Raw genomic sequence first — 26,805 nt, forward strand, 5'->3', positions numbered from 1 at the left:
GATGGCCCTTGCGAGCGTCTGGTTCGGCGCCCTTAGCGTATTTTCCGCGACCGGCGCTGCGCTGGATGCCTTCACGCGCCGGCTACCCAACTGGCTTTGCGGCCTCATGCTGCTTGCCGGTCTGGTCCTGGCATTCGTCGATGGCGGCATCAGCGCTCTCGGCCTCCACTTCGCGCATTCAGCCGTAGCACTGGCCATCGGCTACGGACTTTTCGCTATCGGCGTATGGGGCGGCGGCGACGGCAAGTTCTACGCGGCGACGGCCAGCTTCTTCCCGATTACGCAAATCCTCGGCCTGATGGTCGCGATCACGCTGTGCGGCCTGGTCGTCGCGATACTCTGGTTTGGCGGCAGGCAGATTGCGGGAGTGAAGATCAGCAAGGACAGCGATTTCGGCAAGCTGCCGTACGGACTTCCCATCGCGGCCGGTGCCATCGTCCAGGCGGTGATGCTCGCGTCATGATCAGGATGCGCCAGCAGGGCGATCGTTTTCTCGCCGTCCCACCGCGCCGTTATGCGCGATTCATTGTGCTGGCGCTGACGCTGCTCGCAATCGCACTGTTCTCGTGGAGCATGCGCCCGGTATCGAGCGCAGGCGCAGTCATGCGTGTCGCACTCGACCGTGTCCCGGAAGAGCGCGTGGTCGAGTTCGGCCACGAAAACGCGCCCATCCGGATGATCATGCCCGTGCCCGCCGAGGAAGTGCCTCCCGGCGCGGCTTCCGATCCCCGGTCATCGGGCGGAATGCGTGAGACTGAGCGCGACCGCCCGCGCCTCGCCAAGGCCGCTTCGCCTGCGCGCATGGTCAAGCCCGACAAGCATGGCATCCTGCCGATCGGCTATTCGCTGCCCGAAGGCGTGTCGTCGCAGGCCGGTGGGGTCGGCGTGTCGAAAACGCTCGCGTCGGAACAGGGAGCGGCCACCGGGCTGACGATCTTCCTCATCGGCGGATCGCTGATCGAGGTCGACCGCGGCGAGCTGGTAGCCGCACTGGCGCAGCTTGGTGCAGCCGAAAAGGCGAGCAGCCTGCCACCTGCCAGTGAGAGCGGCCGCCTGTCGCTCGACCGCGTACGCACGGCCGGGCTCGACCTGCGCTACGATGCCATACAGGATCGCCTCGTACTGCGACCGTGATCCTGCCGCGGTCTAGGTCTAGATCGCATCCCAGTTGATATTGATTTCGACATTCGCTTCGTCGACGCCGGCGGCACTGGCAATGCGCCTCCGGCTCGACCGGATAATCTCGGCCAGCGACCCGCTTGCGTTTTCCTCTTCCGCAATGGCCGCTGCTTCTCCGAGGCCCGGAGCGCCATAGACCAGCTCCAGCTCGCTCACGCCCAGTTCGCCTGCCAGCCGGCGCATCGTATCATGGCGGGGGCGCACCTGGTCGCCTTCCCATTTCCACAGGGTCGGCTTGCTCACGCCGACGCGCTCGGCAAGGCCGCGCATGGTGAAGTTCTTCGAGGTCCGCAAACGCTTGATCCGCGAACCAAGCGTCTCGTGATCGACGCCGAAGCGTTTCCCGCCATCTTCGTCGATCGAGGCGAGATCGTTTGCCGCCTGCAATTCGTCGTCGGAGATCGGGCTGAGGAAGCTGCAGCCGTACATTCCGTCGGCAAACCACACCACCTTCGCGCCAACGGCCCCGCTCTTGGGAAGGACCACTTCAAGCGGATCGTCGATGGAAAGCTCGGCGCCGGTTTTCACCAGCATGCCGCTGTTGGAAAGGTTCAGGATTTCCGCGTCGAATGCCTTGCCGGCCTGCCCGACGCCCGTGTTGAGCTGCAGGATGAGCCGTGGTTGGCGGCGATCAGGATCGATTTCATTGTCCACCACGGGCATCTCGCGCAAATTCCCCTCCTCTGCGCCCTGCCCCCATCCTAAGCATTTTCGTCATAATTGGAAGGGATGCCTTTGATTGGGCGGCGAAACTTCGTCGAGGCAAGCGATGGCAATCCCATCGCGACCTGTCTGCGGCATATCGCTTGGAGCGAAGGGCAGCGCAAGAATCCAGAAAAATTCCAGATTCCGACAGGGATGGGTTTACCTCGGGAGTCTACAGAAACCGTGGGTCTAAGAAAAACAACGGGATCGTCAAATGTCTACCGCAGTCCTTGCGGCCCTTGCCTATGTGGTCGGGGCTTTCACTGCCAGTGCGCTCATGGTTCGGTACGCGCCTCGCGCGCACACGTCACGCCAGATACGCAGGCACCTCGTCCTCTTCCTCGTCCTTCCGTTACTGCTCACGAAGGATTTCGTGGGGATCATCGAGAAGCTCGGCAAACCTCTGCTACGCACGGCGCGCAGGGCTTTCGAGCGGCTTTCCGGCACGCCCCTCTATTCGAACGACTATAGCGGATCGCGCTACTTCGCGTACGGGCAACGCCGGCGGAAGCTGCGCCGCAGCAAGCGCCCCACGCGGTCCATGAAGGTGCCGGCGAAAATCGCGAAACAGGCTTGAAGCCCGGCGGCCTGGACCGGCCCGCCCTCGCTTTTCGGCACTTTGCAGGTTTGTGCCACAGGGCCGATCCGCCTAAGCGGGTCGGCTCTTTTCGATTCGCTCGATAAGGAGCGAACGAAGATGACCGATCCGGCACCCCCGATGCCCCTGCCCCCGGAAACGGCAAGCAGTGACGGCTGGCGCGACGAGTTTGGCGCGACGCTGCGGCTGAGCTGGCCGCTGGCGGCAGCGAACCTGCTGCAGATGCTGACCTATGCGGTCGACGTGATCTTCATCGCACGGCTTGGCGAAGCGCAGCTGGCAGCATCGGCGCTCGCGATCGCACTGTTCGGCCTGGTGATGTGGGCGCTGTCCGGCCTTACCGGCGCGGTCGCGCCCGTCGCAGCAGCCGAGCTTGGCGAGCGTGCCCCTGCGCTTCGCGCTGTGCGCCGGTCGGTCCGAATGGCGCTGTGGCTCGCGGTGATATCGGGAATAGCGGGTGTCGGCGTGTGCCTGTTGCTCGGTCCGCTGATGCGGGTGACGGGGCAGGAGCCGCACATCGTCGCGATGGCGACCGAATACAACACGCTGCTCGTGGTCTCGCTGATCCCGTTCCTGTTCAACAATGTCCTGCGCAGCTTCGTCTCGACACTCGACCGGCCGATCTTCGCGACCGCGATCACGGCGGGCGGGATTCTCGTCAACGCGCTGGCGAATTACGCCTTCATCTTCGGCAATCTGGGCGCGCCCGAACTGGGCCTGCGCGGCGCGGCGGTGGCGACGATCATCACCACGCTGGTGACATTTGCCGCCTATGTGATTGCGATCCGCCTCGACCCCAAGCTCCACCGCTACCGCATCTTCGGCCGCTGGTGGTCGCCCGACTGGCAGCGGCTGTGGCACATCACGCGAGTTGGCACACCGATCGCGCTCACTATTACTGCCGAGGCGGGCATCTTCGGGGCCGCCGCCTTCCTGATGGGCAATATCGGCGCGACCCAGCTCGCCGCGCACACGGTTGCGCTGCAGATCGCCGCGCTTGCTTTCCAGGTGCCTTTCGGCGTCGGGCAGGCGGCGACCATCCGCGTGGGCTATTTCTACGGCGCGCGCGACAGCGAGGGGATGAAGCGCGCAGGCTGGACCGGCATCGCGGTCGGCACGGGCTTCATGGTCCTGACCGCGCTCGCGATGATCGTCATCCCCAAGCCGCTGCTCGCCATCTATATCGATCCGTGGGACCCGAAGAACGCCGTGCTGGTCGGCTTCGCGCTCAGATACATCGTCGTCGCCGCGGCCTTCCAGCTGTTCGACGGGATGCAGGCGGTGGCTGCCGGAGCCTTGCGCGGTTTGCAGGATACGCGCGTGCCGATGTGGATCGCTGCCTTCTCATACTGGGTGCCGGGGATCGGCTTCTCGCTCTACCTGGGTTTCTACACCCCGCTCGAGGGAGTGGGCGTCTGGATCGGCCTAGCGACCGGCCTTGTCGTGGCTGCGCTCCTGCTTACCTACCGCTGGTCAAGGCGCGAGAAACTGGGCCTCACCACCCGTCCGGCACGCGCCGGCTAGGCCCCTGCACGCCTCGGCGAAAACTCGGAAAATTTTTTCCGCTCCGACCCGTTGACTCCCCGAAGCGGCGCTCCCAAATGCGCCCTGCTGGCACTCTCGTCCGGGAGTGCCAAAGACTGATTCAAACTCATTAGAGAGGTCATAACCATGGCATTTCGTCCGCTGCACGACCGTGTGCTCGTGCGTCGCATCGAAGCAGAAGAGAAGACCGCCGGCGGGATCATCATTCCCGACAGCGCCAAGGAAAAGCCGAGCGAAGGCGAAGTCGTCGCTGTCGGCGCAGGCGCCAAGGCCGAAGACGGCAGTGTCACCCCGCTCGACGTGAAGGCCGGCGACCGCGTGCTGTTCGGCAAGTGGTCGGGCACCGAGATCAAGCTCGACGGCGAAGACCTGCTGATCATGAAGGAAAGCGACATCATGGGGATCATGGGCTGAGCCCTTCCCGCATAACGCTTTCCAACACTCACTAGAATTCCAGGAGAAACACCAATGGCTGCCAAGGACGTCAAGTTCAGCCGCGACGCGCGCGAAGGTATTCAGCGCGGCGTCGACACCCTCGCCAACGCCGTAAAGGTCACGCTGGGCCCCAAGGGCCGCAATGTCGTGATCGACAAGAGCTTCGGCGCACCGCGCATCACCAAGGACGGCGTTACCGTCGCCAAGGAAATCGAACTGAAGGACAAGTTCGAAAACATGGGCGCGCAGATGCTCAAGGAAGTCGCTTCGAAGTCGAACGACGCCGCCGGTGACGGCACCACCACCGCCACCGTGCTCGGCCAGGCCATCGTCACCGAAGGCATGAAGTCGGTTGCAGCGGGCATGAACCCGATGGATTTGAAGCGCGGCATCGACCTCGCTGTCGAGAAGGTCGTCGCCGATCTCCAGGGCCGTTCGAAGGACGTCTCGGGTTCGGAAGAAATCGCCCAGGTCGGCATCATCTCGGCCAATGGCGACCGTGAAGTCGGCGAAAAGATCGCCGAAGCCATGGAAAAGGTCGGCAAGGAAGGCGTGATCACCGTCGACGAAAGCAAGGGTCTCGAATTCGAGCTCGAAACCGTCGAAGGCATGCAGTTCGACCGCGGCTACCTGTCGCCCTACTTCATCACCAACCCGGACAAGATGACGGTCGAACTCGAAAACCCGTACATCCTGATCCACGAGAAGAAGCTCTCGAACCTGCAGGCGATGCTCCCGGTTCTCGAAGCGGCTGTCCAGTCGGGCCGCCCGCTGCTGATCATCGCGGAAGACATCGAAGGCGAAGCGCTGGCCACCCTCGTGGTCAACAAGCTGCGCGGCGGCCTCAAGGTTGCTGCGGTCAAGGCTCCGGGCTTCGGCGATCGCCGCAAGGCCATGCTGCAGGACATCGCGATCCTCACCAAGGGCGAGATGATCAGCGAAGACCTCGGCATCAAGCTGGAAAACGTCACGCTCGGCATGCTCGGCGAAGCCAAGCGCGTCACCATCGACAAGGACAACACCACCATCGTCGACGGTGCCGGTTCGGAAGACGACATCAAGGCCCGCGTCGGTGAAATCCGCACGCAGATCGACAACACCTCGTCCGACTACGACCGTGAAAAGCTGCAGGAACGCCTGGCGAAGCTCGCCGGCGGAGTTGCAGTCATCAAGGTCGGCGGTGCGACCGAAGTCGAAGTGAAGGAACGCAAGGACCGCGTCGACGATGCGCTGCACGCAACCCGCGCAGCTGTCGAAGAAGGCATCGTTCCGGGCGGCGGTACCGCGCTGCTCTACGCCTCGAAGGCCCTCGAAGGCCTGACCGGCTCGAACGACGACCAGACCCGCGGCATCGACATCGTCCGCCGTGCGCTGCAGGCGCCGGTTCGCCAGATCGCCAGCAACGCCGGCCATGACGGCGCAGTCGTCGCAGGCAAGCTGTTCGACGGCAATGACGAGACCCTCGGCTTCAACGCCGCCACCGACACCTATGAAAACCTGGTGTCGGCCGGTGTGATCGACCCGACCAAGGTCGTGCGTACTGCCCTGCAGAACGCCGCTTCGGTTGCCGGCCTGCTGATCACGACCGAAGCCGCGATCGTCGACAAGCCCGAAGACAAGGCTGCGCCCGCAATGCCCGACATGGGCGGCATGGGCGGTATGGGCGGCATGGGCTTCTAAGCCTTACCGACCAGCAGACAGGCTAAACCTGCAGAAGGCCCGGCGGAGAGATCCGCCGGGCCTTTTCGTTTGCGCGCGCGGCACAGGCGCGGCAGGGACGTGCGCACCCAAGGGAGAGAACCATGAAAGCCGCCATTGCTGCCCTGCCGCTGTTCGCGCTGACCGCTGCCTGCGCCACCTATTCCGAACCGCCTGCTACGACCGCCGTCGTCGCCGACAGCGCGACCGAGACCGAGCGGCTGAACGAGTGGTTCGAGCAGAAGTTCATTGAGGAACTGGCCTTCCGCCCCCAGACCCAGACCGAACTCGGCATCAAGACCGATTACGACAAGCTCAACGATTTCAGCATCGAGGGCATGCAGGCCCATGCGAAATGGTGGCAGGACATGGTCGCCGAAATGGAGGCCACGTTCGATTACGACGCGCTGACCGACGAGGCGCAGATTTCCTGGGATGTGGTCAAGTACCGCGCCCGCGAGGCGCAGCTCGAATATCTGTTCGCCGATCGCACCTATGTCCTCCACCAGATGCATGGCGAGCATGCGGCCCTGCCGAGCTTCCTGCTGAGCCAGCATACGGTCGAAAGCGACAGCGACATGGTGGCCTTCATCGCCCGCCTTCGCGCGCTGGGACCCGCGATCGACCAGCTGCTTGCCCGCGCGCAGGCCAATGCCCAAGGCGGCGTGCGCCCGCCGCGCTTTGCCTATGATGCGGTGATAAGGGAATCGCAGGCGCTGATCACCGGCGCCCCGTTCGACGATGGCGAACCGTCGGCACTCTGGGCGGGGACCGAAGGACATCTGGCGAAGCTGGTGGAAGATGGCGCCATCAGCGAGGCGCGTGCCGGCACTTTGCGCGAACAGGCGCGCAGGGCCCTGCTTGAAAGCATGGCGCCGTCGTATCAGCGCCTGATCGACTGGTTCACCGCGGACCGCCCCAATGCCGACGAGCAGCCGCGCGGGGTCGCGGCCCTGCCTGATGGCGATGCCTATTACACCTACAGGCTCGCCGCTTCGACCACGACCGAGATGACGCCCGACCAGGTCCACCAGTTGGGCCTCTCGGAAGTCGCGCGCATTCGCGGGGAAATGGAAGCCATTCGCGAAAAGGTGGGCTTCGATGGCACGCTGCAGGAGTTCTTCGAATTCGTGCGGACGGACGACCAGTTCTTCTTCCCGAACACCGATGCCGGGGCCGACATGTTCCTTGCCAAGGCCAAGGGCTATATCGATGCAATCACGCCAAAGCTGCCGCAGTATTTCGGACGCCTGCCCAAGGCCCCGCTCGAAGTACGCCGGGTAGAGCCCTTCCGCGAGCAACCCGGCGCAGCCCAGCACTACCGCCCCGGCGCACCCGACGGCTCGCGTCCCGGTATCTACTACGCGCATCTTTCCGACATGCGGGCGATGCCGATCCCCAATATCGAGACCACCGCCTATCACGAGGGCAATCCCGGCCATCACATGCAGGTTTCGATCTCGCAGGAAACGCAGGGCCTGCCCCGCTTCCGCACGCAGGGTTGGTGGATTTCAGCCTTCGGCGAAGGCTGGGCACTCTATTCGGAAAGCCTCGCCAAGGAGATGGGCGGCTTCACCGATCCATACCAGGATTTCGGCCGCCTGCAGGCAGAGATGTGGCGCGCCATCCGGCTCGTGCTCGATACCGGCATCCATTCGAAGGGCTGGACGAGCGAACAGGCCGTGGCCTTTGCGCTGGAAAATTCCTCGCGCCCCGAAACCGCGGTCCGCTCCGAAGTGCGGCGCTATACCGTCTGGCCCGGACAGGCGACCAGCTACAAGATCGGCATGATCCGCATCCAGCAATTGCGCGCGCGCGCCGAGCGGGAGCTGGGCGAGGATTTCGATATTCGCGGGTTCCACGACACGGTGCTCGGCGGCGGGGACATCCCGCTCGGCATTCTCGAACGCCGGGTCGATAACTGGATCGCGAAGAAGAAGGCCAGCTAGCCGAACCTGCCCTTGCGCGGCCCCAGATAGCCGAAGAGGTAGGCGCCCACCTTGCGCATCTGGATCTCCTCCGCGCCTTCGGTGATCCGGTAGCGGCGGTGATGGCGATAGATGTGCTCGAAAGGCTTGTGGCGCGAATAGCCGATGCCGCCATGCACCTGCATTGCGCGGTCGGCGGCTTCGCACACCAGCCGGTTCGCCCAGTAATTGCACATGGAAACCTTGTCGGAGATCGTTGTCTCGATCTCCTCATGCGGCATGTTGTCCATTTCCCAGGCGGTCTTGTAGATCAGCAGGCGCAGCATCTCGCACTGGGTGGCAAGCTCGACCAGCGGGAACTGGATCGCCTGGTTGCGCGCCAGTTCCTCGCCGAAGGGCTTGCGGGTCCGGGCATATTTCACGCTTTCCTCGACGCAATAGGTCGCCGCGCCGAGGCTGCTGGCGGCCTGCCTTATGCGGTTCTGGTGGACGAAGCTCTGCGCCAGCGCGAGACCCAGCCCTTCGCGCCCGAGCATCGCGCTTTCGGGGACCCAGACATCCTTCGCCGATAGGCGCGGATGATCGGTGGGCATGTTGAAGATCCACATCCACTCCTCGATCTCCAGACCCTCGGTCGGGGTGGGCACGAGCAGGCAGGTTATCCCGCGCGCGTCGCCCGCCTCGCCCGATGTGCGGCAGAACATCGCGCAATGGGTGGCGACATGCATGCCGGTGATCCACATTTTCTCGCCATTGAGGAGCCAGCCGTCGACCCCGTCGCGCTTTTCGCGCACGGCAGTGGTTTCCATGTGGGTTGCGTCGCTGCCGTGATCGGGCTCGGTCAGGCCGAAGGCGACGCGGCGATTGCCCTCGAAACCGCCGAGGATGAATTCCTGTTTCTGTTCCTCGGTCCCCCATTGTTCGAACATGGCGACGAAGGGGAAATTGCCGACGATCGAATGCTCGTTCTGGAGGTCGTTGTGGAGGCCAAGTCCGGCTTGCGCGAACCGATCCCGGATTACCGCCATCCAGAGGTTCGAGCCATCCTTGCCGCCGTATTTCCTGGGCGCGGAGAAGCGCCAGTGGCCTGCCTCGTCCGCTACCTTGCGCGCCTGACGCAGCAGGTCTTCCCACTCATGGTCGGGCAGCCCGCCGCGTTCCCAATCGGTCCGCGCATTCTCGCGGCGGTGGTCGAAGAAGCGGATGTTGTCGTCCTTCGCGACCAGCGGCTCGATCTCGGCTTCGATGAAGGAGACGAGTTCAGCGTAATAATCTTCGAGATCCTGCGGGATTGTGAAATCCATCAATCGTCTCCCAACCATTTGCGCCGCGCCACCGCGAGCGAGGGGTATTTGGGCGAGTCCGTTTCCAGCTTCGCCATGGCCGCCCTGCGCAGCCGAGCGCCGAGGAGCGGATCGTCGATCGGCTGGCGACCCGAGAGAATCGCCTGCGCCAATTCCCTGTCGGCCCCGCCCCTATCCGATCGGTGATCGCGGGCGATGATTCCCAGCGCATTGCGCGCCACCGCCAGCTGGAACTTGTCGTGGCCTTCCATCCGGTGCTTCACCGTTGCGAGCCATTCGGAAATGGCCTCGGCGATTTCCGCCACATCTGCCTCGCCATGACGATCAGTCGCGTCCCGAATTTCGGTTCGCTTGCCAAACAGGCTGTCAGCTTCGTCAAGGAAAAGCATCAGGTCGCATTCCTGCTCGCTGGTGCGCCGCGAAATGACCACCCGCTCGAGCATCCTGTCTTCGCCTTTGCGCCAGTAGCTCGCCATCTTGAGGCATCCGAGCGCCCACCACACGATGCGATAAATCGTCCAGAACCGGAATCGCACAGGATCGACTGGTCTGCCGCCTGCAGCTTCGTAGGCTGTGAGATATTCCTCCAGCAAACCCAGCCCCAGCGCCGGCATGTCATAGGCACCGAACCGCCAGACCGGCATGCAGCCGAAGGCGAGGTCCTCGTGCCAGTCGCCGAAATGCGCCAGCTCCCAATCCAGCACTCCGGTCAGCTGCGAATCCTCGACCAGCAGATTGCCCAGCCGGAAATCGCCATGGTTGAGCACCGGCTCGACCGGCTCGGGCAGATTGTCCAACAGCCAGCGCAGGCCCAGCGCAATGATCGGCCGGTCGCCACCTGCTTCCTCGAATTGCTCGCGCAGTTTTTCGACGCCCTCGCGATAATCGAGCGTCGGAACATCGGCGGGCAAATCGGCCGGGTCGATGGCATGGATACACGCGAGGTCTGCAGCGGCCTGTTGAACCAATTGTGCGGGCGATGTGCTGGCCAAAATGGTGCGCGGATCGGGCGTTCCGGGAAGTGCGCGCATCACGAAGCCGCTGCCGATGCCGTCGCTCTTCTGGAGCTCGACGACCACCTCCGGGGCCGTAACCCCGGCAGCTCGCGCCGCACGAATGATCGCCGCCTCGGTTGGATGGCCGAAGGGCCGTTCCTCCATGAACGCAAGGCTGGGCGCGCGGCGCAGCACGAAGTCTTCGCCAGCGGCCGAGAAGCGCCAGCTTTCCATCGTCGCACCGCCGGTAAGGCGCGACAGGTTCACGGGCGCGTCCAGCCCGGCCCGCGCCATTGCTTTCGCCAGTCCGACTTCCAGCGCCATCTCTCCCATGCCTTTCGTTGTGACCCAAGGTGGCGGAGCCTACAAGTCCGGACCTCTTGGCGGTCTCGTCCGTTGGTTTTGCGAATAGACAATATCCCAAGGAGACCCCCCAGATGAAACTCCCCCACAAGGCCCATGTAGCAATCGTCGACGGCAAGCACTTCACGGTCATGCAGAACACCGGCCAGCCCTTCGAGCCCAAGCTTTCCAGCGCGCAGAAACCGGATCTGACCGCCTCGAATTTCAGCGCCGGAGTGAAGCACCAGGACGATATCGGCCAGAAGCATGGCAGGACCGACCTCAACGAACTCGCCCACGGCGCCGCTGCGGCAGAATGGCTCAATGCCAAGGCCATTTCGGGCGAGCTGACCGATGTCCTCGTCATCGCCGATCCCAAGACTCTCGGGGAAATGCGCCGGCACTATCATTCGGAGCTGGAAAAGCGCCTGGTCGGGGAGATCGACAAGACCGTCACCGGCGAACCGACCTCGAAGATCGAACAGGTAATTTCCGCCGCGTGATCGGCTAATGAAATTTCATTGCGCTAAAATTGCCGATCGCTGGCACGACACAATTCATCGTTAATCGACTTGCGCAGGAATCCTGCTTTGCGTTAATATTCCGACAACCATGTTTTTGGTATTGGGAGAGCCATGCGGATCATGAAACTCGGACAGCTGCTGGCAGCAGGCGCTCTCGCGCTGACCCTGCCCGTGCAAGTACAGGCGCAGGGCTATGAGGCCCAGTTCGACAAGGTGCTGGGCACCGAAGTTCGTGCGCCTGAAACGTTCGAGGCCGTCTATGACGACGGGCTGACGCAGCGGATCACGCAGCTGGCCGAAGGGTCGCGGGGACGCATCGGCGTCTACGCGGTCGACCTTACCAGTGGCCAGGAAGTGGGCGTGCTCGCCGACCAGCGTTTTCCCATGGCAAGCACGAGCAAGGTAGCGATCGCGGCTGTCTATCTCGCCGGGGTCGATGCAGGGAAATGGACCCTGACGAGCGAGTGGCGCCTGCCCCGTCCCGGCGGTGCCTATCTCTCGGCGCAGGAACACCTCAACCTGATGATCAGCAAGAGTTGCAACTCCTGCACCGACGCCCTGCTTTATGCGGTTGGCGGGCCGGCTGTGGTCAACGCATGGATGCGCGATAAGGCAGGCATCAAGGATTTCGAGCTTACACGCGATATCGCAACGCTTGTGCGCGAGGATGGCCGGGTCGATCCTGCCTCGGCGGTAGACTTCCGCGACAGCGCGACGCCGCGTGCGATGGGCCAGCTTCTTGCCGGTATATATAAGGGCAAATGGCTTAGTGCGGGTTCGCGGGCCGTCCTGATGGATGCCATGCGCTCGACGACCACGGGCAAGAAGCGGATGCGTTCGGCCCTCCCCGTCAGTGCAGGCCTTGCGCACAAGACCGGGACTCTAAGCCGCACGGCGAGCGACATCGGCATCTTCCATACGCCAGACGGTCGCCCGATTGCCGTAGCGATTTATGTGACCGGCCAGAGCAGCTCGATGGCTGCCGAAAACGGCAATCGCGGGCTGAAGCTGCAGGCGCGCCAGCAGCGCGATGCGCGGATCTCGACTATCACCGGTGCGCTCTATCGCGGATTTACCAATCCGGAAGACAATCGCCGCGTCTGGGCGGATGCCGATTACGGCGGCTGACTTGGCCAATTGACGGTCGGCAAAAGAAAAGGGCGGCGCCTCGCGGCACCGCCCTTTCCTGTATCGAACGATAACCGTTCGAAGCGTGCGACCAATTAGTCAGCAGCAGCTTCTTCAACGGTTTCGCCTTCGACTTCAGCTTCAGCTTCAGCCATTTCGCCGTCGACTTCAGCAGCAGCTTCTTCAGCGCCAGCTTCAACAGCTTCCATGTTGGCTTCGGTGTCGGCAGCAGCCGATTCAGCGGTTTCTTCAGCTGCGTCTTCGGTAGCTTCCGAGCAAGCGGCGAGCGAGAGAGCGGCTGCCGAAGCGGCGGCGACGAGTGCGATCTTGCGCATAATAATAATCCTTAAACAGCGAGTTCTGGATGCGAAGGGCAAGCGACCCTGTCCCTTCGCGCAAGGTCCGGCAATTCGGGCCTTACAGTGTCTAAATAGTGGCCGGATTGTGGCGTAGCAAGGGAAATCGCCACATTTCGCCATCATTCGGCCTCAATTCGCCGCAATTCCGCCATTTTTCGTACCACATTTTTTGGCGTTCTGGCGCTCCCCAAGCCCCCGACTCGCTGCTAGGGCGGCAATAATGGCCGACAAGCAGCATCTCTATCTCGTCGACGGTTCCGCCTATATTTTTCGGGCTTATCACCGCTTGCCTCCGCTGACCGATCCCGAGGGCACACCGGTCGGCGCGGTTTATGGCTACACCACCATGCTGTGGAAGCTGGCCGACGATCTCGACAAGGCAGACGGGCCGACCCACCTCGCGGTGGTGCTCGACAAGTCGAGCCAAAGCTTCCGCAACGAGATCTACGATCAGTACAAGGCCAACCGGCCCGATCCGCCCGAGGACCTTGTCCCCCAGTTCCCGCTGATCCGCGACGCCACCCGCGCCTTCAGCCTGCCCTGCATCGAGGAACCCGATGTCGAGGCGGACGACATGATCGCATCCTATGCCCGCGCGGCGCAGGAAAAGGGCTGGGATGTGACCATCGTATCCTCCGACAAGGATCTGATGCAGCTCGTCGGCGAGAAGGACGGCGCGCGCATCGACATGCTCGACACGATGAAGAATGCGCGCATCTATATCGACGAGGTGAAGGAGAAGTTCGGCGTGCCGCCCGAGCTGGTCGGCGACGTTCTCGCGCTAATGGGAGATTCGGTCGACAATATCCCCGGCATCTTCGGGGTCGGGCCTAAGACCGCGAGCAAGCTCATCGATGAGCACGGCAGTCTCACTGCTGCACTCGATGCAGCCGGCGACATGAAGAAGTCCAAGCTCAAGGAGCGATTGATCGAGCACCGCGAGGATGCAGAACTCAGCCGCGTGCTGGTGACGCTCAAGGAGGATTGCGGCCTGCCGGTCGAGCTGGAGGATATGAAGCTCGACGGCGTGCCGAGCGAACCGCTTGCCGCTTTCCTCGAAAAGCATGGTTTCACCAGCCTTCTCAGACGCCTCGAGTCCGGAACGGGCAGCCCCAACCGCGCCACCGATCTCAATCCGGCCAAGCAGGAAACTGCCGGTGCCGCTACAAGCAGCGAGGGCAACACCCAGCCGCTGCCCGAAATGCCCGCAGTCGACCGGTCGGCCTATGAATGCGTGCAGTCGATGGAGCGGCTGGAAGACTGGATCGCGCGTGCGCACTTGGCGCGCTTGGTCGCTGTCGACACGGAAACCGACAGCCTCGATTCGATCCAGGCGAGACTGGTGGGAGTAAGCCTCGCGGTCGGCCCTAACGAGGCTTGCTACATCCCGCTCGCCCACGGCGGCAGCGACATGTTCGCCGAAAAGCCCGAGCAGGTCGACAAGGCCGCAGCGCTCGCAGCGCTGAAGCCGCTGCTCGAGGACGATGCTGTCCTCAAGGTTTTCCAGAACGGGAAATACGATCTCAACGTTCTGGCCCGCGAAGGGATCGCGGTTGCACCCATCGACGACACAATGATCATCAGCTTCGCGCTGGATGCGGGCCGCAGCGAGGCCGGTATCGGCGGCGGCCACGGCATGGACGAATTGTCCGAGCGCCACCTCGGCCACACCTGTCTCAGCTTCAAGGAAGTTTGCGGCACGGGCAAGAAGGCCATCCCCTTCGCCGAAGTCCCGCTCGACAAGGCCACGGAATACGCTGCCGAGGATGCCGATGTGACTTGGCGGCTGCACGCGCATCTCAAGCGCCGCCTGCCGGTCGAAGGCGGGGCGAAAATCTACGAACGTGTCGATCGCCCGCTGGTGCCCGTGGTGGCGCAAATGGAGCGGCACGGGATCAAGGTCGACCGGACGCGACTAGCCAAACTTTCCGAAGAATTCGCAACCGAGACAGCGCGCCTCGAAGGCGAGATATACGAGCTGGCGGGGCAGGAATTCACCGTCGGCAGCCCCAAGCAGCTTGGCGAGATCCTGTTCGACAAGCTCGGCTACAAGGGCGGCAAGAAAGGCAAGAGCGGGCAATACTCGACCGACCAGTCGGTGCTCGAGCGGCTGTCGGGCGAAGGTGCCGATATCGCCGACAAGGTGCTCGAATGGCGACAGCTGACCAAGCTCAAGTCGACTTATACCGACGCCTTGCAGGAAGCGATCAATCCCGAAACGGGTCGGGTGCACACCAGCTACAGCCTCGTCGGCGCGCAGACCGGGCGCTTGTCCTCGACCGACCCGAACCTGCAAAATATCCCTATCCGCACCGAGATCGGGCGCCAGATCCGCGAGGCATTCGTGGCCGACGAAGGCAATGTCCTGCTGGCCGCCGACTATTCGCAGATCGAGCTTCGCCTCGCCGCGCACATGGCCGATGTCGCGCCCTTGCGCGAAGCCTTCGAGAACGGCGAGGACATCCACGCGCGCACCGCGACCGAAATGTTCGGCGAGGTAACCCGCGACACGCGCGCCCGCGCCAAGACGATCAACTTCGCCATCCTCTACGGCATCTCGCGCTGGGGACTGGCCGGTCGTCTCGATGTCGAGCCGGACGAAGCGCAGGAGATGATCGACACCTATTTCAAGCGCTTCCCCGGCATCCAGAAATACATCCTCCACACGCTCGAAAGCGTGCGCGAAAAAGGATATTCGGAAACGCTGTTCGGGCGGAAGACCTGGTTCCCGCGGATCAACTCGAAGAATCAGGCCGAACGCCAAGGCAGCGAGCGTGCGGCGATCAACGCACCGATCCAGGGTACCAGCGCCGACATCATCAAGCGCGCGATGGTTCGCATGATGCCCGCACTGGAAGAGGCAGGGCTCGGCCACGTCCGCATGTTGCTGCAGGTGCATGACGAACTGGTGTTCGAACTGCCCGAAGGCGATGTCGAAGCGGCATCGAAGGTGATCGAGCAGGTCATGGCCAATGCGGCAGAGCCCGCCTTGAAACTTTCCATCCCGCTCGGTGTCGACATCGGCACAGGCAAGAGCTGGGGAGCTGCGCACTAGCAATGCCGCTGGGGAACCTCATCTGGCGGAGGCGACTCTCGAACGCGGCACTGCTGCTCCTGATCGGCACGGCGATGCTGGCGCTGATCTTCCTCGTCTACCAGACCCTCGAAGCCGAACGCATGCAGCGCGAGCGATCGCAACTGACAGCCGACATTCTCGAAGAACTGGAGCGGGTGGACACTGCCGCGCTCAACGGGGAAACCGGCCAGCGCGGCTATCTCATCACGCTCGACCGGCGCTATCTCGAGCCGTACCGGCAGGGAAGCGAACAGATCGATCCTGCCCTGCGGCGGCTGCGCGAACTGATGGGCGATACGGCCACGACCCGGCAGGAAGAGCTGCTCGACCAGATCGATGCGCTGTCGAAAGCGAAGTTCTCCGAAATGGAGAACACCGTCATGCTGCTCGAGGATGGCCAGCTCCTCGAAGCCCGGCGAGCGGTCCTGACCGACGAGGGGCAGGAAACCATGGAGCGCCTGCGCCGCGCGCTCGATGAAATGGAAGAAATCGAACGCGAATTGCTCGCCGACCAGGCTGCCGAAACCGCGCGCATCGAGGGACGGGTCCTCCCGCTGCTGGGAATGCTTATCGCGCTGATCGGCATTTCGATCCTGCTGGGGTCGCGGCTGGTGTCGAGCGCCGCCCGCCACCAGGCCGAGGCGGCCCAGGCGCTGGAACTGGGAGAAGCACGCGACCGGGCGGACCTGCTCGCGCGCGAGCTCAACCACCGTGTGAAGAACCTGTTCGCCGTGGTTCTCGCGATCGTCCAGATGAGCGCTAAGGACAAGCCCGAAGCGAAGGAGGTCACCGACGTGATCGCCCAGCGGGTGCGCGCCTTGCTGACTGCACATGAGGTAAGCCAGGGCGAACTAGACCGCGATCTCGCCTCGTTGGAGACGCTGATCGAAACCACGCTTGCGCCCTATCGCTCGCAGAACCAGACCGCCGATGTCCACGGCCCCGAGGTCCTGCTGCCGGCCAAGCGCATTTCCCCGCTCGGCCTCGTCTTCCACGAGCTGACGACCAATGCCGTGAAATATGGCGCCTGGAAGCATGGCGGGACGATCGATGTGTCGTGGGAGTGGCAGGGCGACAGCATTCGCCTGACCTGGCGCGAAAGCGGCGTTCCGATCGAGGCAGCTCCCGAGCGAAAAGGTTTCGGTAGCCTGCTCATGGAGAGCGCGGCCCGACAGTTCGGCGGAAGCGTGAGCCGTGAGTTCACGCCCGACGGGCTGGTCGTCACCATCGACCTGCCACAGGCGCAGAACACGCCAAACCTTGCAACCACCCCGCCTGCCCCATAGAGGCGCGCTCGATGCCCGATATCCTTGATCGCTACCGTCCGGAAAACTGGCCCTTGTCCTACGAAGGGCTGATCCACACGCTGATCGCGCTCGGTCCGACGATCTTGGTCGCGCTCGGCGCGCACTGGCTCATCTTCCGTATCCTGAAGAAGATAACCTCGGCTTCGTCCAGCGTGATGGACGACGTGGTAGTCGCCAAGGTCCGCAAGCCCGTGCGCTGGGCGATGATCGCCTTTGCCATCTCGATAGCTGCCGACAACGACGCGCTGGTCGGGGATGGATGGGACAAGTTCGCCGATTTCCTGGTTCCCGCGGTGATCGGCTGGGTCGCATTCGGTCTCGTGAAAGGCCTTGCTCTGGGATACGAACGCCAGATCGATATCGATGGCGACGAGGTCGCCAGCCGTGGCTATCGTACCCGCATCGCCATCCTTTCGCGTACGGCGAGGGTGGCGATCATCATCATCACCGCATCCTTGATGATGTTGAGCATTCCGGCGGTTCGCGATGTCGGCACGACCATGCTGGCCTCCGCCGGTCTTGCTGCTCTCGCCATCGGTGCGGCCGCCCAGCCTGCGCTCAAATCGCTGATTGCCGGCTTGCAGATGGCCCTCACGCAGCCTTTACGCATCGGTGACCTCGTAAAAGTGGACGGCCAGGCCGGCCGGGTCGAGGAAATCCGCATGAGCTACGTCACGGTTCGCACGTGGGACGAGCGCGTGCTCGTCGTGCCCACCAGCCGCTTCCTCGACCAGAGCTTCGAGAACTGGTCGCGCGTGAGCGAGAAGCTGACCGGCCCGATCATGCTTCACCTCGATCCGGCTGCCGAAGTCCAGCCGATCCGCGAGGAGTTCGAGCGGTTCGTGAAGACGCACGAATTGTGGGATGGCCGCAACCTCGCGCTGCTCATGACCGAGGCCTATCCCGAAAGCATCGAACTGCGCCTGTCGATGAGCGCGGACACCATCGGCGACCTGTGGACGCTGCGCTGCGCGGTCCGCGAACACATGCTCAAATGGCTGCGCGAGAACCAGCCCGGCGCGCTGATCCGCCACCGGCTCGAAGTCGAGGCCGCGAACCAGCGCGCGAAGGGCGGCTAATCAGCTCTCGATATTCTCGTGCTTCTTGTCGCGAGTGGATTCGACCATGCCCTCGTGAATGAAGCCGATCGGCTGCACTTCGGCGGCGCGCTTTTTCAGCTCGCCGCGCATTTTCTTGTATTCGGCCTCCATCTTGCTGGTCACCGTTGCTCGGCTGTCCTCGAGCGCTTCGGTAAAGTCAGCGGCAGTTACCTTTTCGACATCGCCGCCCGCGCGCTTGAGCGCGTTGAGCCCCGCGCGGCGGACCACGTCTTCCAGATCTGCACCGGTGAAGCGTTCGGTCTTGCCGGCAATTTCGGCAAGTTTGATATCGTCCGCCAAAGGCATGTTGGCGGTATGGATGCCGAGGATTTGCTCGCGGCCCTTCTTGTCGGGCGTGCCGACATAGACCAGTTCGTCGAAACGGCCAGGACGCAGCAGCGCCGGATCGACCAGCGTCGGTCGATTGGTCGCACCGATTACGACGACCGACTGAAGCTCCTCCAGTCCGTCCATTTCGGCAAGTATCGTATTCACCACTCGCCCGGTGACCTGCGGCTCGCCCTGCCCTGACCCGCGCGCCGGAACGAGGCTGTCGATTTCGTCGATGAAGACGACGCAAGGCGCGACGGCACGGGCGCGCTTGAACATCTTTGCGATCTGCTGCTCGCTCTCGCCATACCATTTGGACAGGAGATCGCTCGACTTCATCGAGATGAAGTTCGCTTCGGCTTCTTTCGCGACAGCCTTGGCGAGCAGGGTCTTGCCCGTTCCCGGGGGACCATAGAGCAGGAAACCCTTGGCCGGCCGGATGCCCAGGCGGTGGAAGGCGTCCGGGTTCTTCATAGGAAGCTCGATGCCTTCCTTCAGCTTCTCGATCGCATCGCCAACGCCGCCGATATCGGACCAGCCGACATTGGGGACCTGCACCATAACCTCGCGCATGGCCGAGGGCTGGATGCGCTTCAGTGCGGAGAGGAAATCCTCGCGCCCGACGTATAGTTCGTCGAGCACTTCGGGCGGGATCGTCCTCTCGTCGAGGTCGATCTTGGGCATGATCCGGCGCACCGCGTCGATCGCCGCTTCGCGTGTGAGCGCGGCAATATCGGCACCGACGAAGCCATAGGTGGCCTTGGCGAGCTCGGTCAAATCGACCTTGTCGCCAAGCGGCATGCCGCGCGTGTGGATGCCGAGGATTTCGCGGCGCCCCTTCTCGTCAGGCACGCCGATCACGATCTCCCGGTCGAACCGGCCCGGACGGCGCAGGGCCTCGTCCATGGCATCAGGGCGATTGGTGGCTGCGATCACCACGAGGTTCGAACGCGCTTCGAGCCCGTCCATCAGCGTGAGCAGCTGTGCGACGAGACGTTTCTCTGCCTCGCCCGGCACGCGGTCGCGCTTGGGGGCGATGGAATCGATCTCGTCGATGAAGACGATCGCGGGCGCGGCCTTGGTTGCCTGCTCGAATACCTCGCGCAGCGCCTTTTCGCTTTCGCCGTAGCCGGAGCCCATGATCTCGGGACCGTTGATAGTGAAAAACTCGGCATCGCTCTCATTGGCAACGGCCTGAGCGAGACGGGTCTTGCCCGTACCGGGAGGACCATGGAGCAGCACGCCCTTGGGCGGATCCACGCCAAGACGGGTGAACAGTTCGGGATAGCGCAGCGGCAGCTCGACCATCTCGCGCAGTTGCTGGATCGTGTCCTCTATGCCGCCGACATCGTCGTAATTGACCACTGCGCGGGCATCGCGCGGTGCCTCGAATTCCGCGCGCAATTCGACTTCGGTATTCTCGTCGATATGGACGATGCCCTTCGGCGTCGTCGAGACAACCGAGAGTCGGATCTGGGTGAGCGCGTAGGCAGGTGCGTTGAACATGCGGCGTACTTCGGGGGGCATGTTCTGGACGGGCTGCTGGCCGGTGGTCGCTACAAGGTCGCCCGCCATGAGCGGCTTACCTGCGAAATTGCGTTTCAATGCCTGTGCGGGTCCCTGCAGGCGCATCTCGCGATTGGCGGGCGCGAAGACGACGCGTGTCGCGGGGCGTGATTCTGCCGAACGGACAACGACGTGTTCGCCGGAACCCACTTCTGCATTCCCGCGCTGGAGGCCGTCGAGCCGGATGACTTCGAGCGACTGGTCCTCGTCATAGGCTGCCATGGCAATCGCCACGGTGGCGCGCTTGCCGGTGATCTCGACCGGGTCTCCCTCGGTTATGCCGAGCGCCTGAAAAGCCGAGCGCGGCATCCGGGCAATGCCCTGCCCGCTTTCTTCCTGCCGCGCTGCCGCAACTTGCAGTCTTACCGTTTTCTCATCCACCGCTGTCGCAGCGTCCGCATCGGCCATATGGCGCAACTCCCTCGCAAAATCATGTCTAACGCCTGCCGGAGATGGGGAGACGTGACAGACATGCAATGAGCGAGAGGGCCCAAGGGGTCCGTATCCGGTCCACAACGGACAAGAAAAAAGCCCGGCTGGAAAACCAACCGGGCTGGAAAAGTCTTGGGAGAGGATGCCTGAAAGGCACGAGGAGATATGCGCCCCGCGCCCTTTTTGTGCAAGTGCGAAATAGACAAGGTTTGTTGCATCGGGCGCAAGTTACAGATTTAAGTCGCTGTAAATCAAAGGCCCTGATTGCACGCTATCTCGCAGATGCAGCACAGGTGCGCCACTGCCGCGGGTTGGCATCCGTGCCCAGCCACGCGTTGAATCTCGTGGTTTCGCCGGAAAACTCGTTTCGGCACGGGCCCCTTTCGATCGTAAGCACGAAGGGAGCCGGATCGTCGGGAATTGCCCCTTCCTTGCCGCGGAAAGTCCAGACACCCGCGTTGCTCGAGGCCGAAACCTCCACCACGCGATAGGACGGTCCTGAGTAGCTCTGGCTGATCGCCATCTTCGAACCGCGGTTCTCGAACCCGATGAAAGGTTCGCCGAAATTCGCCTTGAAATCTCCGCGCGTGGCATCGGCAGAAAGATGGTCGACGCGCTGGGCTTCCTGTTTGACGATGACCGGATCGGGCTGCTTGGGTTCCGGCTGCGGCGTGGGTTCGCGCTCGCAGGCAGCAAGCATGGGAACACAAACCACTATTGCGAGCGCGCGCATCGAGAACTCTCCTTTTGCGGGGGTGACTTATCACAAACACCCCGCTAGCAGCCATGCCGTAACGGAGGTCCGATGAACAAGCTCTTTCCCGATGCCGCTTCCGCCCTCGAAGGGCTTCTCCACGACGACATGCTGATTGCCAGCGGCGGCTTCGGCCTCTGCGGAATTCCCGAGCGCCTGCTCGAGGCGATCCGCGAAAGCGGCGTCAAAGGCCTCACTTTCGCCAGCAACAATGCCGGCATCGACAATGAGGGCATCGGCATGCTGCTGCGCACGCAGCAGGTAAAGAAAATGATTTCCAGCTACGTCGGCGAGAACAAGGAATTCGAACGGCAATTCCTTTCGGGCGAACTCGAGGTCGAATTCTGCCCGCAGGGTACGCTGGCCGAACGCATGCGTGCTGGCGGCGCCGGCATCCCCGGTTTCTATACCAAGACTGGCGTGGGAACACAGGTGGCCGACGGCAAGGAAGTGAAGAATTTCGGGGGCGAGGACTACATCCTCGAGCGCGGAATTTTCGCCGACCTTGCGATCGTCAAGGCGTGGAAGGCGGACGAGACGGGCAATCTCGTCTTCCGCAAGACCGCGCGCAACTTCAACCAGCCCGCCGCAACTTGCGGCAAGGTCTGCGTGGTGGAAGTCGAGGAGGTGGTCCCTGTCGGCAGCCTCGATCCCGATTGCATCCACCTGCCCGGCGTTTACGTTCAGCGCATGATCGTGGGGGCGCCCTACGACAAGAAGATCGAATTCGTGACGACCCGCGAAAGGGAAAGCGCATGATCCGGACCGGCCTCCTTTCGCTGGCGGCAGTGGCGCTTGCGGCATGCGCAACCATGCCCGCCCCCGAGCCCGAAGTACCTCTCGCCAGCACCGATGCTCCCGACAGCATGCAGTGGCTCTACGGCTCGGGAGAGGCAGCAGGTGCCTCGATCCAGGCCTGGCGCAATCTTGCCGATTACGCGATCGCCCGCAGCCGCGAGCGGCGCGTACCGCAATCGGTCGCGATGGGGATCGGCGGCTCAGTGGCAGAACCGCAGCTGTGCTCCGACGGCGACACCATCAAGCCGCTCGCAGTCGTCTTCGACGTCGACGAAACGGTGATCCTCAATAAGGGCTACGAGTATTTTCTCGCCGGCGGGCATGAGTATTCGCGCGAAAGCTGGAAGCTCTGGGAAGAGACGGGCTTCAACTACGTGAAGCCCGTGCCCGGCGCCGTCACTGGCCTGCGCCGCCTGCGCGAAGCGGGTATCACCCCGGTTTTCAATACCAACCGCCAGTACAGCCCCGAAGGTGCGGCCGCGGCCATTGCGGTCGCCGGTCTGGGCGAAGCCGTGCATCTCGACACGCTGTTCCTGCGCGGCGATGACGGGACGGACAGCGGCGGCAAGGACGGTCGGCGTGCCTTGATCGCCGAGCGCTACTGCATCGTTGCGCTGGCCGGAGACAATCTCGGCGACTTCGCCGACGTGTTCAACGATGATGCGCTTGCACCGTCCGCACGTCGCGAGCTGGCCGCGCGCGGCGATCTTGCCCAGCTATGGGGCAATGGCTGGTTCGTCTTGCCCAACCCTGTTTACGGAGACTCGCTGAAAGGCTCCATTGACGAGGTCTTCCCCGAAGGCATGCGCTGGACGCCAGAAACCGTGCCCTCCGACGCGCCCGCAATCATGAACGAAGGCAACTGACATGTCCGATACCGCAACCAAGACCGGCTGGGACCGCAACCAGATGGCCGCGCGCGCCGCACGCGAGCTGGAGGACGGCTATTACGTCAACCTCGGCATCGGTATCCCCACTCTGGTCGCCAACCACATTCCCGAAGGCATGCATGTCACGCTGCAGAGCGAGAACGGGATGCTCGGCATCGGTCCCTTCCCCTATGAAGGCGAAGAGGATGCCGACCTGATCAATGCGGGCAAGCAGACGATCAGCGAACTCCCGCACAGCGCCTATTTCGACAGCTCGCAAAGCTTCGCCATGATCCGCGGCGGGCATATCGACCTGACCGTGCTCGGCGCGATGGAAGTGGCCGAGAACGGTGACATCGCCAACTGGATGATCCCGGGCAAGATGATCAAGGGCATGGGCGGCGCGATGGATCTCGTCGCGGGAGTGAAGAAGATCATCGTGGTGATGGATCACAACGCCAAGGACGGCAGCGCCAAGTTCATTCCCAGCTGCACCTTGCCGCTGACGGGACAGAACGTGGTCGACATGATCATTACCAATCTCGGTGTATTCCGCCGCAAGGATCATGCGAGCCCCTTCCAGCTGATCGAACTCGCTCCCGGCGTGACTGCCGAGGAGATCGCCGACAAGACCACGGCGAAATACGAGGTCGCGCTCGGCTGAGGCAGTATGGCCGATTGGCTCGAAAACCCGCGTAACGAGAACAGTCCGCTTGCGGGCCTGAAGGTACTCGAACTGGCGCGCGTGCTCGCAGGACCGTGGGCAGGACAGATCCTCGCCGATCTGGGCGCCGACGTGATCAAGGTCGAGAGCCCCGAGGGCGACAACACCCGCATCTGGGGACCGCCCTGGGTCGAGCATGGCGGAGAGACGACCAGCGCCTATTACCACGCCTGCAATCGAGGGAAGCGCGGGATCGTCGCCGATTTTCGCAATGCCGGGGACCTGGCGCGGGTGGCAGAACTGGCGAAAAGCGCCGATGTGGTGCTCGAGAACTTCAAGCCCGGCGGTCTCGCCAAGTTCGGCCTCGACTACGAAACCCTCGCCAAGGCCAATCCGGCACTCGTCTATTGCAGCATCACCGGCTTCGGACAGGATGGCCCGCGCCGCGACGAGCCGGGGTACGACTTCGTCATCCAGGCGATGAGCGGTTTCATGGCGCTAACCGGCGAGCCAGAGGGCGACCCTATGAAGATGGGCGTCTCGATCAGCGACCTGTCGACCGGCCTTTGGGCGGCCAACGCCGTGCAGGCCGCGCTGCTGATGCGCCACCGGACCGGCAAGGGACAGTGGATCGACATGAGCCTGCTCGATTGCTCGGTCGGCCTGCTCGCCAACCAGGCGATGAGCTTCCTCGCGACCGGCAAGAACCCGCCCCGCATGGGCAATGCCCACGCACAGGTCAGCGCCTATGGCGTATTCCCGACACAGGATGGCCCGGTGGTGCTGGCGCCTGCAAATGACGGACTTTTCCGGCGGCTGCTCACCGTGCTCGGACGCGATGACCTTAAGGACGACGAGCGCTTTGCCGACAATGAGGCTCGCGTCGCCAACCGGCATGTGCTCGATGCGATCATCGCGGAGGAAGCGTGCAAATGGACAGGGCAGGACCTGCTCGATGCATGCGCCGAGGCAGGCGTGCCCGCCGGCCCGATTAATTCTCTCGACGAAGTCTTCGCCGACAAGCAAGTACGCTTTCGCGGCATGCGGGTCGATATCGATGGCCGGCCCGGCGTGCGCAGCCCCTTTACCTTCTCCGATGCCGAACTCGCGCTGGAGCGGCCGTCGCCGCTGTTGGGCGAAGACACACCGCAGGACTAGCTCAAAGAAGTGCCTCGATCTTGTCCATCGTGGCGCTAAAATCGGCGATATAGTCGCGATAGACATCGGGCTTGGTCATATCGAGCCCGGCCTTCTTGAGGATCTCGACCGGGTAATCCGACCCGCCTGCGCGCAACACGCCAAGGAAAGCCTCACGCTCCTTCTCGCCGCCATCGAGGATCGACTTGGCAAACCAGTTGCCCGCCGAAATCGACGTCGCATACTGGTACACGTAGTAAGGCGAACCGAAGAAATGCGGGACCATCGACCATTCGTGAGCGATGTAATCGGGCAGGATCATGTCTGGCCCGTGATAGCGCCGCAGGATGTCATGGTAGGTTTCGGCAAATTTGCGACCTGACATGCCCTCGCCCTTCTCGCCCATCTCATGCGACCTGAGTTCGAATTCAGCGAACTGGACCTGGCGGAAGAAGACCGAGCGCGCGTCTTCCATCTGCATTCCGAGATAGAAGAGTTTCTCTTCCTTCGATTGCGCCCGCTCGAGCATGTAACGGCTGAGGAAGACCTGGTTGACTGTCGAAGCGATCTCGGCGGTGAAAGTCGAATAGCGATAGGTCTCGTAGGGATTATTGGCCTTGGCCAGCAGCGTATGGATCGCATGGCCCCACTCATGCGTGTAGGTCGAGAGGCTCGAATAATCGTCTTCGAGATTGAGCAACAGATAGGGATGCAGGTCGTAAAGGTTGCCGTTCATATAGGCCCCCGAATACTTGCCCGGGCGCGGGAACGGATCCATCCATTTGCGCCCCGTCGCATCGACCAGCAGATCGACATATTCGCGGCCAAATGGCTTGAGCGAGTCGATCGTGATCGCCCGCATCTGGTCGAGCGAGAATTTCCGGTCGAGCGTCACCAACGGCGGATAGATGTCGTAATAACCAATATCGGGTAGCCCGAGGATGCGTCGTCGCAGGTCGAAGTAGCGATGCAGTTCAGGCAGACCCTTATTGGTCTCGCTGACCAGGTTTCGATAAACGCTTTCAGGAATATTGGGGCCGTCAAGAGATGCAGCCAGCGTATTGGGATAATTGCGCGCCTTTGCGCGGAAAATATTGCCCTTGATCCGTGAAGCATATGCCGCACCAAGCGAATTGCTGAACTCGCCGTACGAGCTAAAATACTTGTCGAAGACGAGTTTGCGATCATCGCGGTTAGGGAAATATCGCGCCGCCTGCGCACCCTGGTCATCCAGCTTGAGCTCGCGACCATCGGACAAGGTTACGGTCGGGCGCGGAATGTCGGAAGCAACCAGTTGGCCTCGCACATCGCCCGGGCCTGTCAGCGGGCCGCTGGCCAAGGCCAGCAGGCTTTCGCCTTTCTCGTCCAGCACATGCTCCGCCCCGCGCAAAGTTTCGCGCAGGTCGAGGGCGAAGCGTGTCCGGAGCGTCTCGTCCTCGGCGATGAAAGCTTCGACTTTTTCCTCGCCGAGCTCGAGCACTTCGGGAAGCACCCAAGATATCGCTGCGCCGAACGCAGTGTACATTTCGCTCGACTGACCAAGCCGCTCCTGGTTCTCCGCAATCCGCACATCCTCGTCGCTGATCATCTTGGAAAAGCTATAGACGCGCGAAGCAGCTTTCCTGATGTCGGATATTTCGCCGAAAACCTTGGCCATGGAGGAGGAGCTGGAACCGAGCGTACCCTGATACGCGGTCAGCCGCGGGAGCGCATCGAGCACGTCCTGCCGGGCTGCATCCCATGCCGCCCAGTCCGAGAAGATCTCGCTAAGGTCCCATGCTCCGGTGGATATGGATTCCCCCACCTGCGCAAAAGCGGGCACAGCACCGGCAATCGGCAAGGAGGCGGCGATGGCAAGCGCGCCGCGGCGATCGGTTTGAAGCATTTGGGCGGTCCCCTGTCTGACGCCCTCGAACGGAGGCGTGATTGGGACGAAGCCTAGGCGGTCTGCAGAATCTAGCAAGCTCTGCAGGAACTTTGGTCGCATGATCTGCGTAGCTTGTCGAAGATCGGGCGGATAACCGCCAAAGTT

23 protein-coding genes are annotated in these 26,805 nt (G+C 62.8%); 16 read left to right on the plus strand and 7 right to left on the minus strand.

Annotated features, from left to right (window positions below; genetic code table 11):
• Window position 1 precedes the first annotated feature (1 nt).
• Both K3178_RS09835 and K3178_RS09840 read left to right on the plus strand, forming a co-directional pair.
• The gene (locus K3178_RS09835; RefSeq protein WP_221571260.1) at window positions 2–463 is read left to right on the plus strand and encodes an A24 family peptidase; all 462 of its coding nucleotides are present in this window, start codon (window positions 2–4) and stop codon (window positions 461–463) included.
• Entirely contained in the window at window positions 460–1,134 is a 675-nt protein-coding gene (locus tag K3178_RS09840; protein WP_221571261.1) for a hypothetical protein, read from the plus strand. Before K3178_RS09835 ends, K3178_RS09840 begins: the two co-directional genes overlap by 4 nt.
• 18 nt (window positions 1,135–1,152) lie before the next feature.
• Here K3178_RS09840 and K3178_RS09845 read toward each other — a convergent pair whose 3' ends face one another.
• The gene (locus tag K3178_RS09845; protein WP_247713737.1) at window positions 1,153–1,842 is read right to left on the minus strand and encodes a PilZ domain-containing protein; all 690 of its coding nucleotides are present in this window, start codon (window positions 1,840–1,842) and stop codon (window positions 1,153–1,155) included.
• A gap of 256 nt (window positions 1,843–2,098) precedes the next feature.
• Here K3178_RS09845 and K3178_RS09850 point away from each other — a divergent pair, with 256 nt between their 5' ends.
• The 5 genes from K3178_RS09850 to K3178_RS09870 all read left to right on the plus strand — a co-directional run bounded on the left by K3178_RS09850 (window position 2,099) and on the right by K3178_RS09870 (window position 8,109).
• Window positions 2,099–2,461 (plus strand): hypothetical protein, encoded by a 363-nt coding sequence (locus K3178_RS09850; RefSeq protein WP_221571263.1) that lies wholly within the window; start codon window positions 2,099–2,101, stop codon window positions 2,459–2,461.
• A gap of 120 nt (window positions 2,462–2,581) precedes the next feature.
• Window positions 2,582–4,006 (plus strand): MATE family efflux transporter, encoded by a 1,425-nt coding sequence (locus K3178_RS09855; protein ID WP_221571264.1) that lies wholly within the window; start codon window positions 2,582–2,584, stop codon window positions 4,004–4,006.
• Between the two features lie 147 nt (window positions 4,007–4,153).
• The gene (gene groES, locus K3178_RS09860; protein WP_221571265.1) at window positions 4,154–4,441 is read left to right on the plus strand and encodes a co-chaperone GroES; all 288 of its coding nucleotides are present in this window, start codon (window positions 4,154–4,156) and stop codon (window positions 4,439–4,441) included.
• A gap of 54 nt (window positions 4,442–4,495) precedes the next feature.
• Window positions 4,496–6,142, plus strand: coding sequence for a chaperonin GroEL (gene groL / locus K3178_RS09865; RefSeq protein ID WP_221571266.1), 1,647 nt, complete (start codon window positions 4,496–4,498; stop codon window positions 6,140–6,142).
• A gap of 122 nt (window positions 6,143–6,264) precedes the next feature.
• On the plus strand, window positions 6,265–8,109 hold the full coding sequence (locus K3178_RS09870) for a DUF885 domain-containing protein (protein ID WP_221571267.1): 1,845 nt from the start codon (window positions 6,265–6,267) through the stop codon (window positions 8,107–8,109).
• Here K3178_RS09870 and K3178_RS09875 read toward each other — a convergent pair.
• Window positions 8,106–9,392, minus strand: coding sequence for an acyl-CoA dehydrogenase family protein (locus K3178_RS09875; protein WP_221571268.1), 1,287 nt, complete (start codon window positions 9,390–9,392; stop codon window positions 8,106–8,108). The genes K3178_RS09870 and K3178_RS09875 overlap by 4 nt on opposite strands.
• Window positions 9,392–10,711 carry a phosphotransferase gene (locus K3178_RS09880; protein WP_345719887.1) on the minus strand — a complete coding sequence of 440 codons (1,320 nt, stop codon included), beginning with the start codon at window positions 10,709–10,711 and terminating at the stop codon, window positions 9,392–9,394. Before K3178_RS09880 ends, K3178_RS09875 begins: the two co-directional genes overlap by 1 nt.
• A 113-nt stretch (window positions 10,712–10,824) precedes the next feature.
• Between K3178_RS09880 and K3178_RS09885 the strand changes: the two genes are divergently transcribed.
• Both K3178_RS09885 and K3178_RS09890 read left to right on the plus strand, forming a co-directional pair.
• Complete coding sequence (locus K3178_RS09885; protein ID WP_221571270.1) at window positions 10,825–11,232, plus strand: baeRF12 domain-containing protein; 408 nt, start codon at window positions 10,825–10,827, stop codon at window positions 11,230–11,232.
• A gap of 132 nt (window positions 11,233–11,364) precedes the next feature.
• Window positions 11,365–12,381 (plus strand): serine hydrolase, encoded by a 1,017-nt coding sequence (locus K3178_RS09890; RefSeq protein WP_221571271.1) that lies wholly within the window; start codon window positions 11,365–11,367, stop codon window positions 12,379–12,381.
• Between the two features lie 95 nt (window positions 12,382–12,476).
• Here the strand turns inward: K3178_RS09890 and K3178_RS09895 are convergent, their stop codons facing one another.
• On the minus strand, window positions 12,477–12,716 hold the full coding sequence (locus tag K3178_RS09895; RefSeq protein WP_040966285.1) for a hypothetical protein: 240 nt from the start codon (window positions 12,714–12,716) through the stop codon (window positions 12,477–12,479).
• 244 nt (window positions 12,717–12,960) lie between these two features.
• Between K3178_RS09895 and polA the strand changes: the two genes are divergently transcribed.
• The 3 genes from polA to K3178_RS09910 are packed head-to-tail and all read left to right on the plus strand — an operon-like array spanning window position 12,961 to window position 18,202.
• Window positions 12,961–15,795, plus strand: a complete 2,835-nt coding sequence (gene polA / locus K3178_RS09900; RefSeq protein WP_221571272.1) for a DNA polymerase I — start codon at window positions 12,961–12,963, stop codon at window positions 15,793–15,795.
• Window positions 15,796–15,797: 2 nt separating this feature from the next.
• Complete coding sequence (locus K3178_RS09905) at window positions 15,798–17,102, plus strand: sensor histidine kinase (protein ID WP_221571273.1); 1,305 nt, start codon at window positions 15,798–15,800, stop codon at window positions 17,100–17,102.
• An 11-nt stretch (window positions 17,103–17,113) separates the two neighbouring features.
• Entirely contained in the window at window positions 17,114–18,202 is a 1,089-nt protein-coding gene (locus tag K3178_RS09910) for a mechanosensitive ion channel family protein (RefSeq protein WP_247713721.1), read from the plus strand.
• Here the strand turns inward: K3178_RS09910 and K3178_RS09915 are convergent, their stop codons facing one another.
• Both K3178_RS09915 and K3178_RS09920 read right to left on the minus strand, forming a co-directional pair.
• Complete coding sequence (locus K3178_RS09915) at window positions 18,203–20,527, minus strand: CDC48 family AAA ATPase (RefSeq protein WP_221571274.1); 2,325 nt, start codon at window positions 20,525–20,527, stop codon at window positions 18,203–18,205.
• A 295-nt stretch (window positions 20,528–20,822) separates the two neighbouring features.
• Window positions 20,823–21,284, minus strand: a complete 462-nt coding sequence (locus K3178_RS09920) for a hypothetical protein (protein ID WP_221571275.1) — start codon at window positions 21,282–21,284, stop codon at window positions 20,823–20,825.
• 72 nt (window positions 21,285–21,356) lie between these two features.
• Between K3178_RS09920 and K3178_RS09925 the strand changes: the two genes are divergently transcribed.
• The 4 genes from K3178_RS09925 to K3178_RS09940 are packed head-to-tail and all read left to right on the plus strand — an operon-like array spanning window position 21,357 to window position 24,794.
• A complete protein-coding gene (locus K3178_RS09925) occupies window positions 21,357–22,064 on the plus strand; it encodes a CoA transferase subunit A (protein ID WP_221571277.1) in 708 nt (235 codons plus the stop codon).
• Window positions 22,061–22,969 carry an HAD family acid phosphatase gene (locus K3178_RS09930; RefSeq protein ID WP_221571278.1) on the plus strand — a complete coding sequence of 303 codons (909 nt, stop codon included), beginning with the start codon at window positions 22,061–22,063 and terminating at the stop codon, window positions 22,967–22,969. The genes K3178_RS09925 and K3178_RS09930 overlap by 4 nt, the downstream gene beginning before the upstream one ends.
• 1 nt (window position 22,970) lies before the next feature.
• Entirely contained in the window at window positions 22,971–23,636 is a 666-nt protein-coding gene (locus K3178_RS09935; protein ID WP_221571279.1) for a CoA transferase subunit B, read from the plus strand.
• A 6-nt stretch (window positions 23,637–23,642) separates the two neighbouring features.
• Window positions 23,643–24,794, plus strand: a complete 1,152-nt coding sequence (locus K3178_RS09940) for a CaiB/BaiF CoA transferase family protein (RefSeq protein ID WP_221571281.1) — start codon at window positions 23,643–23,645, stop codon at window positions 24,792–24,794.
• Window position 24,795: 1 nt separating this feature from the next.
• Here K3178_RS09940 and K3178_RS09945 read toward each other — a convergent pair whose 3' ends face one another.
• Window positions 24,796–26,658 (minus strand): M3 family oligoendopeptidase, encoded by a 1,863-nt coding sequence (locus K3178_RS09945; protein WP_221571282.1) that lies wholly within the window; start codon window positions 26,656–26,658, stop codon window positions 24,796–24,798.
• Between the last annotated feature and the right edge of the window lie 147 nt (window positions 26,659–26,805).

Origin of the sequence: Qipengyuania sphaerica (assembly GCF_019711595.1) — a bacterium.
In the GTDB taxonomy this organism is placed as follows: Bacteria; Pseudomonadota; Alphaproteobacteria; order Sphingomonadales; family Sphingomonadaceae; genus Qipengyuania; species Qipengyuania sphaerica.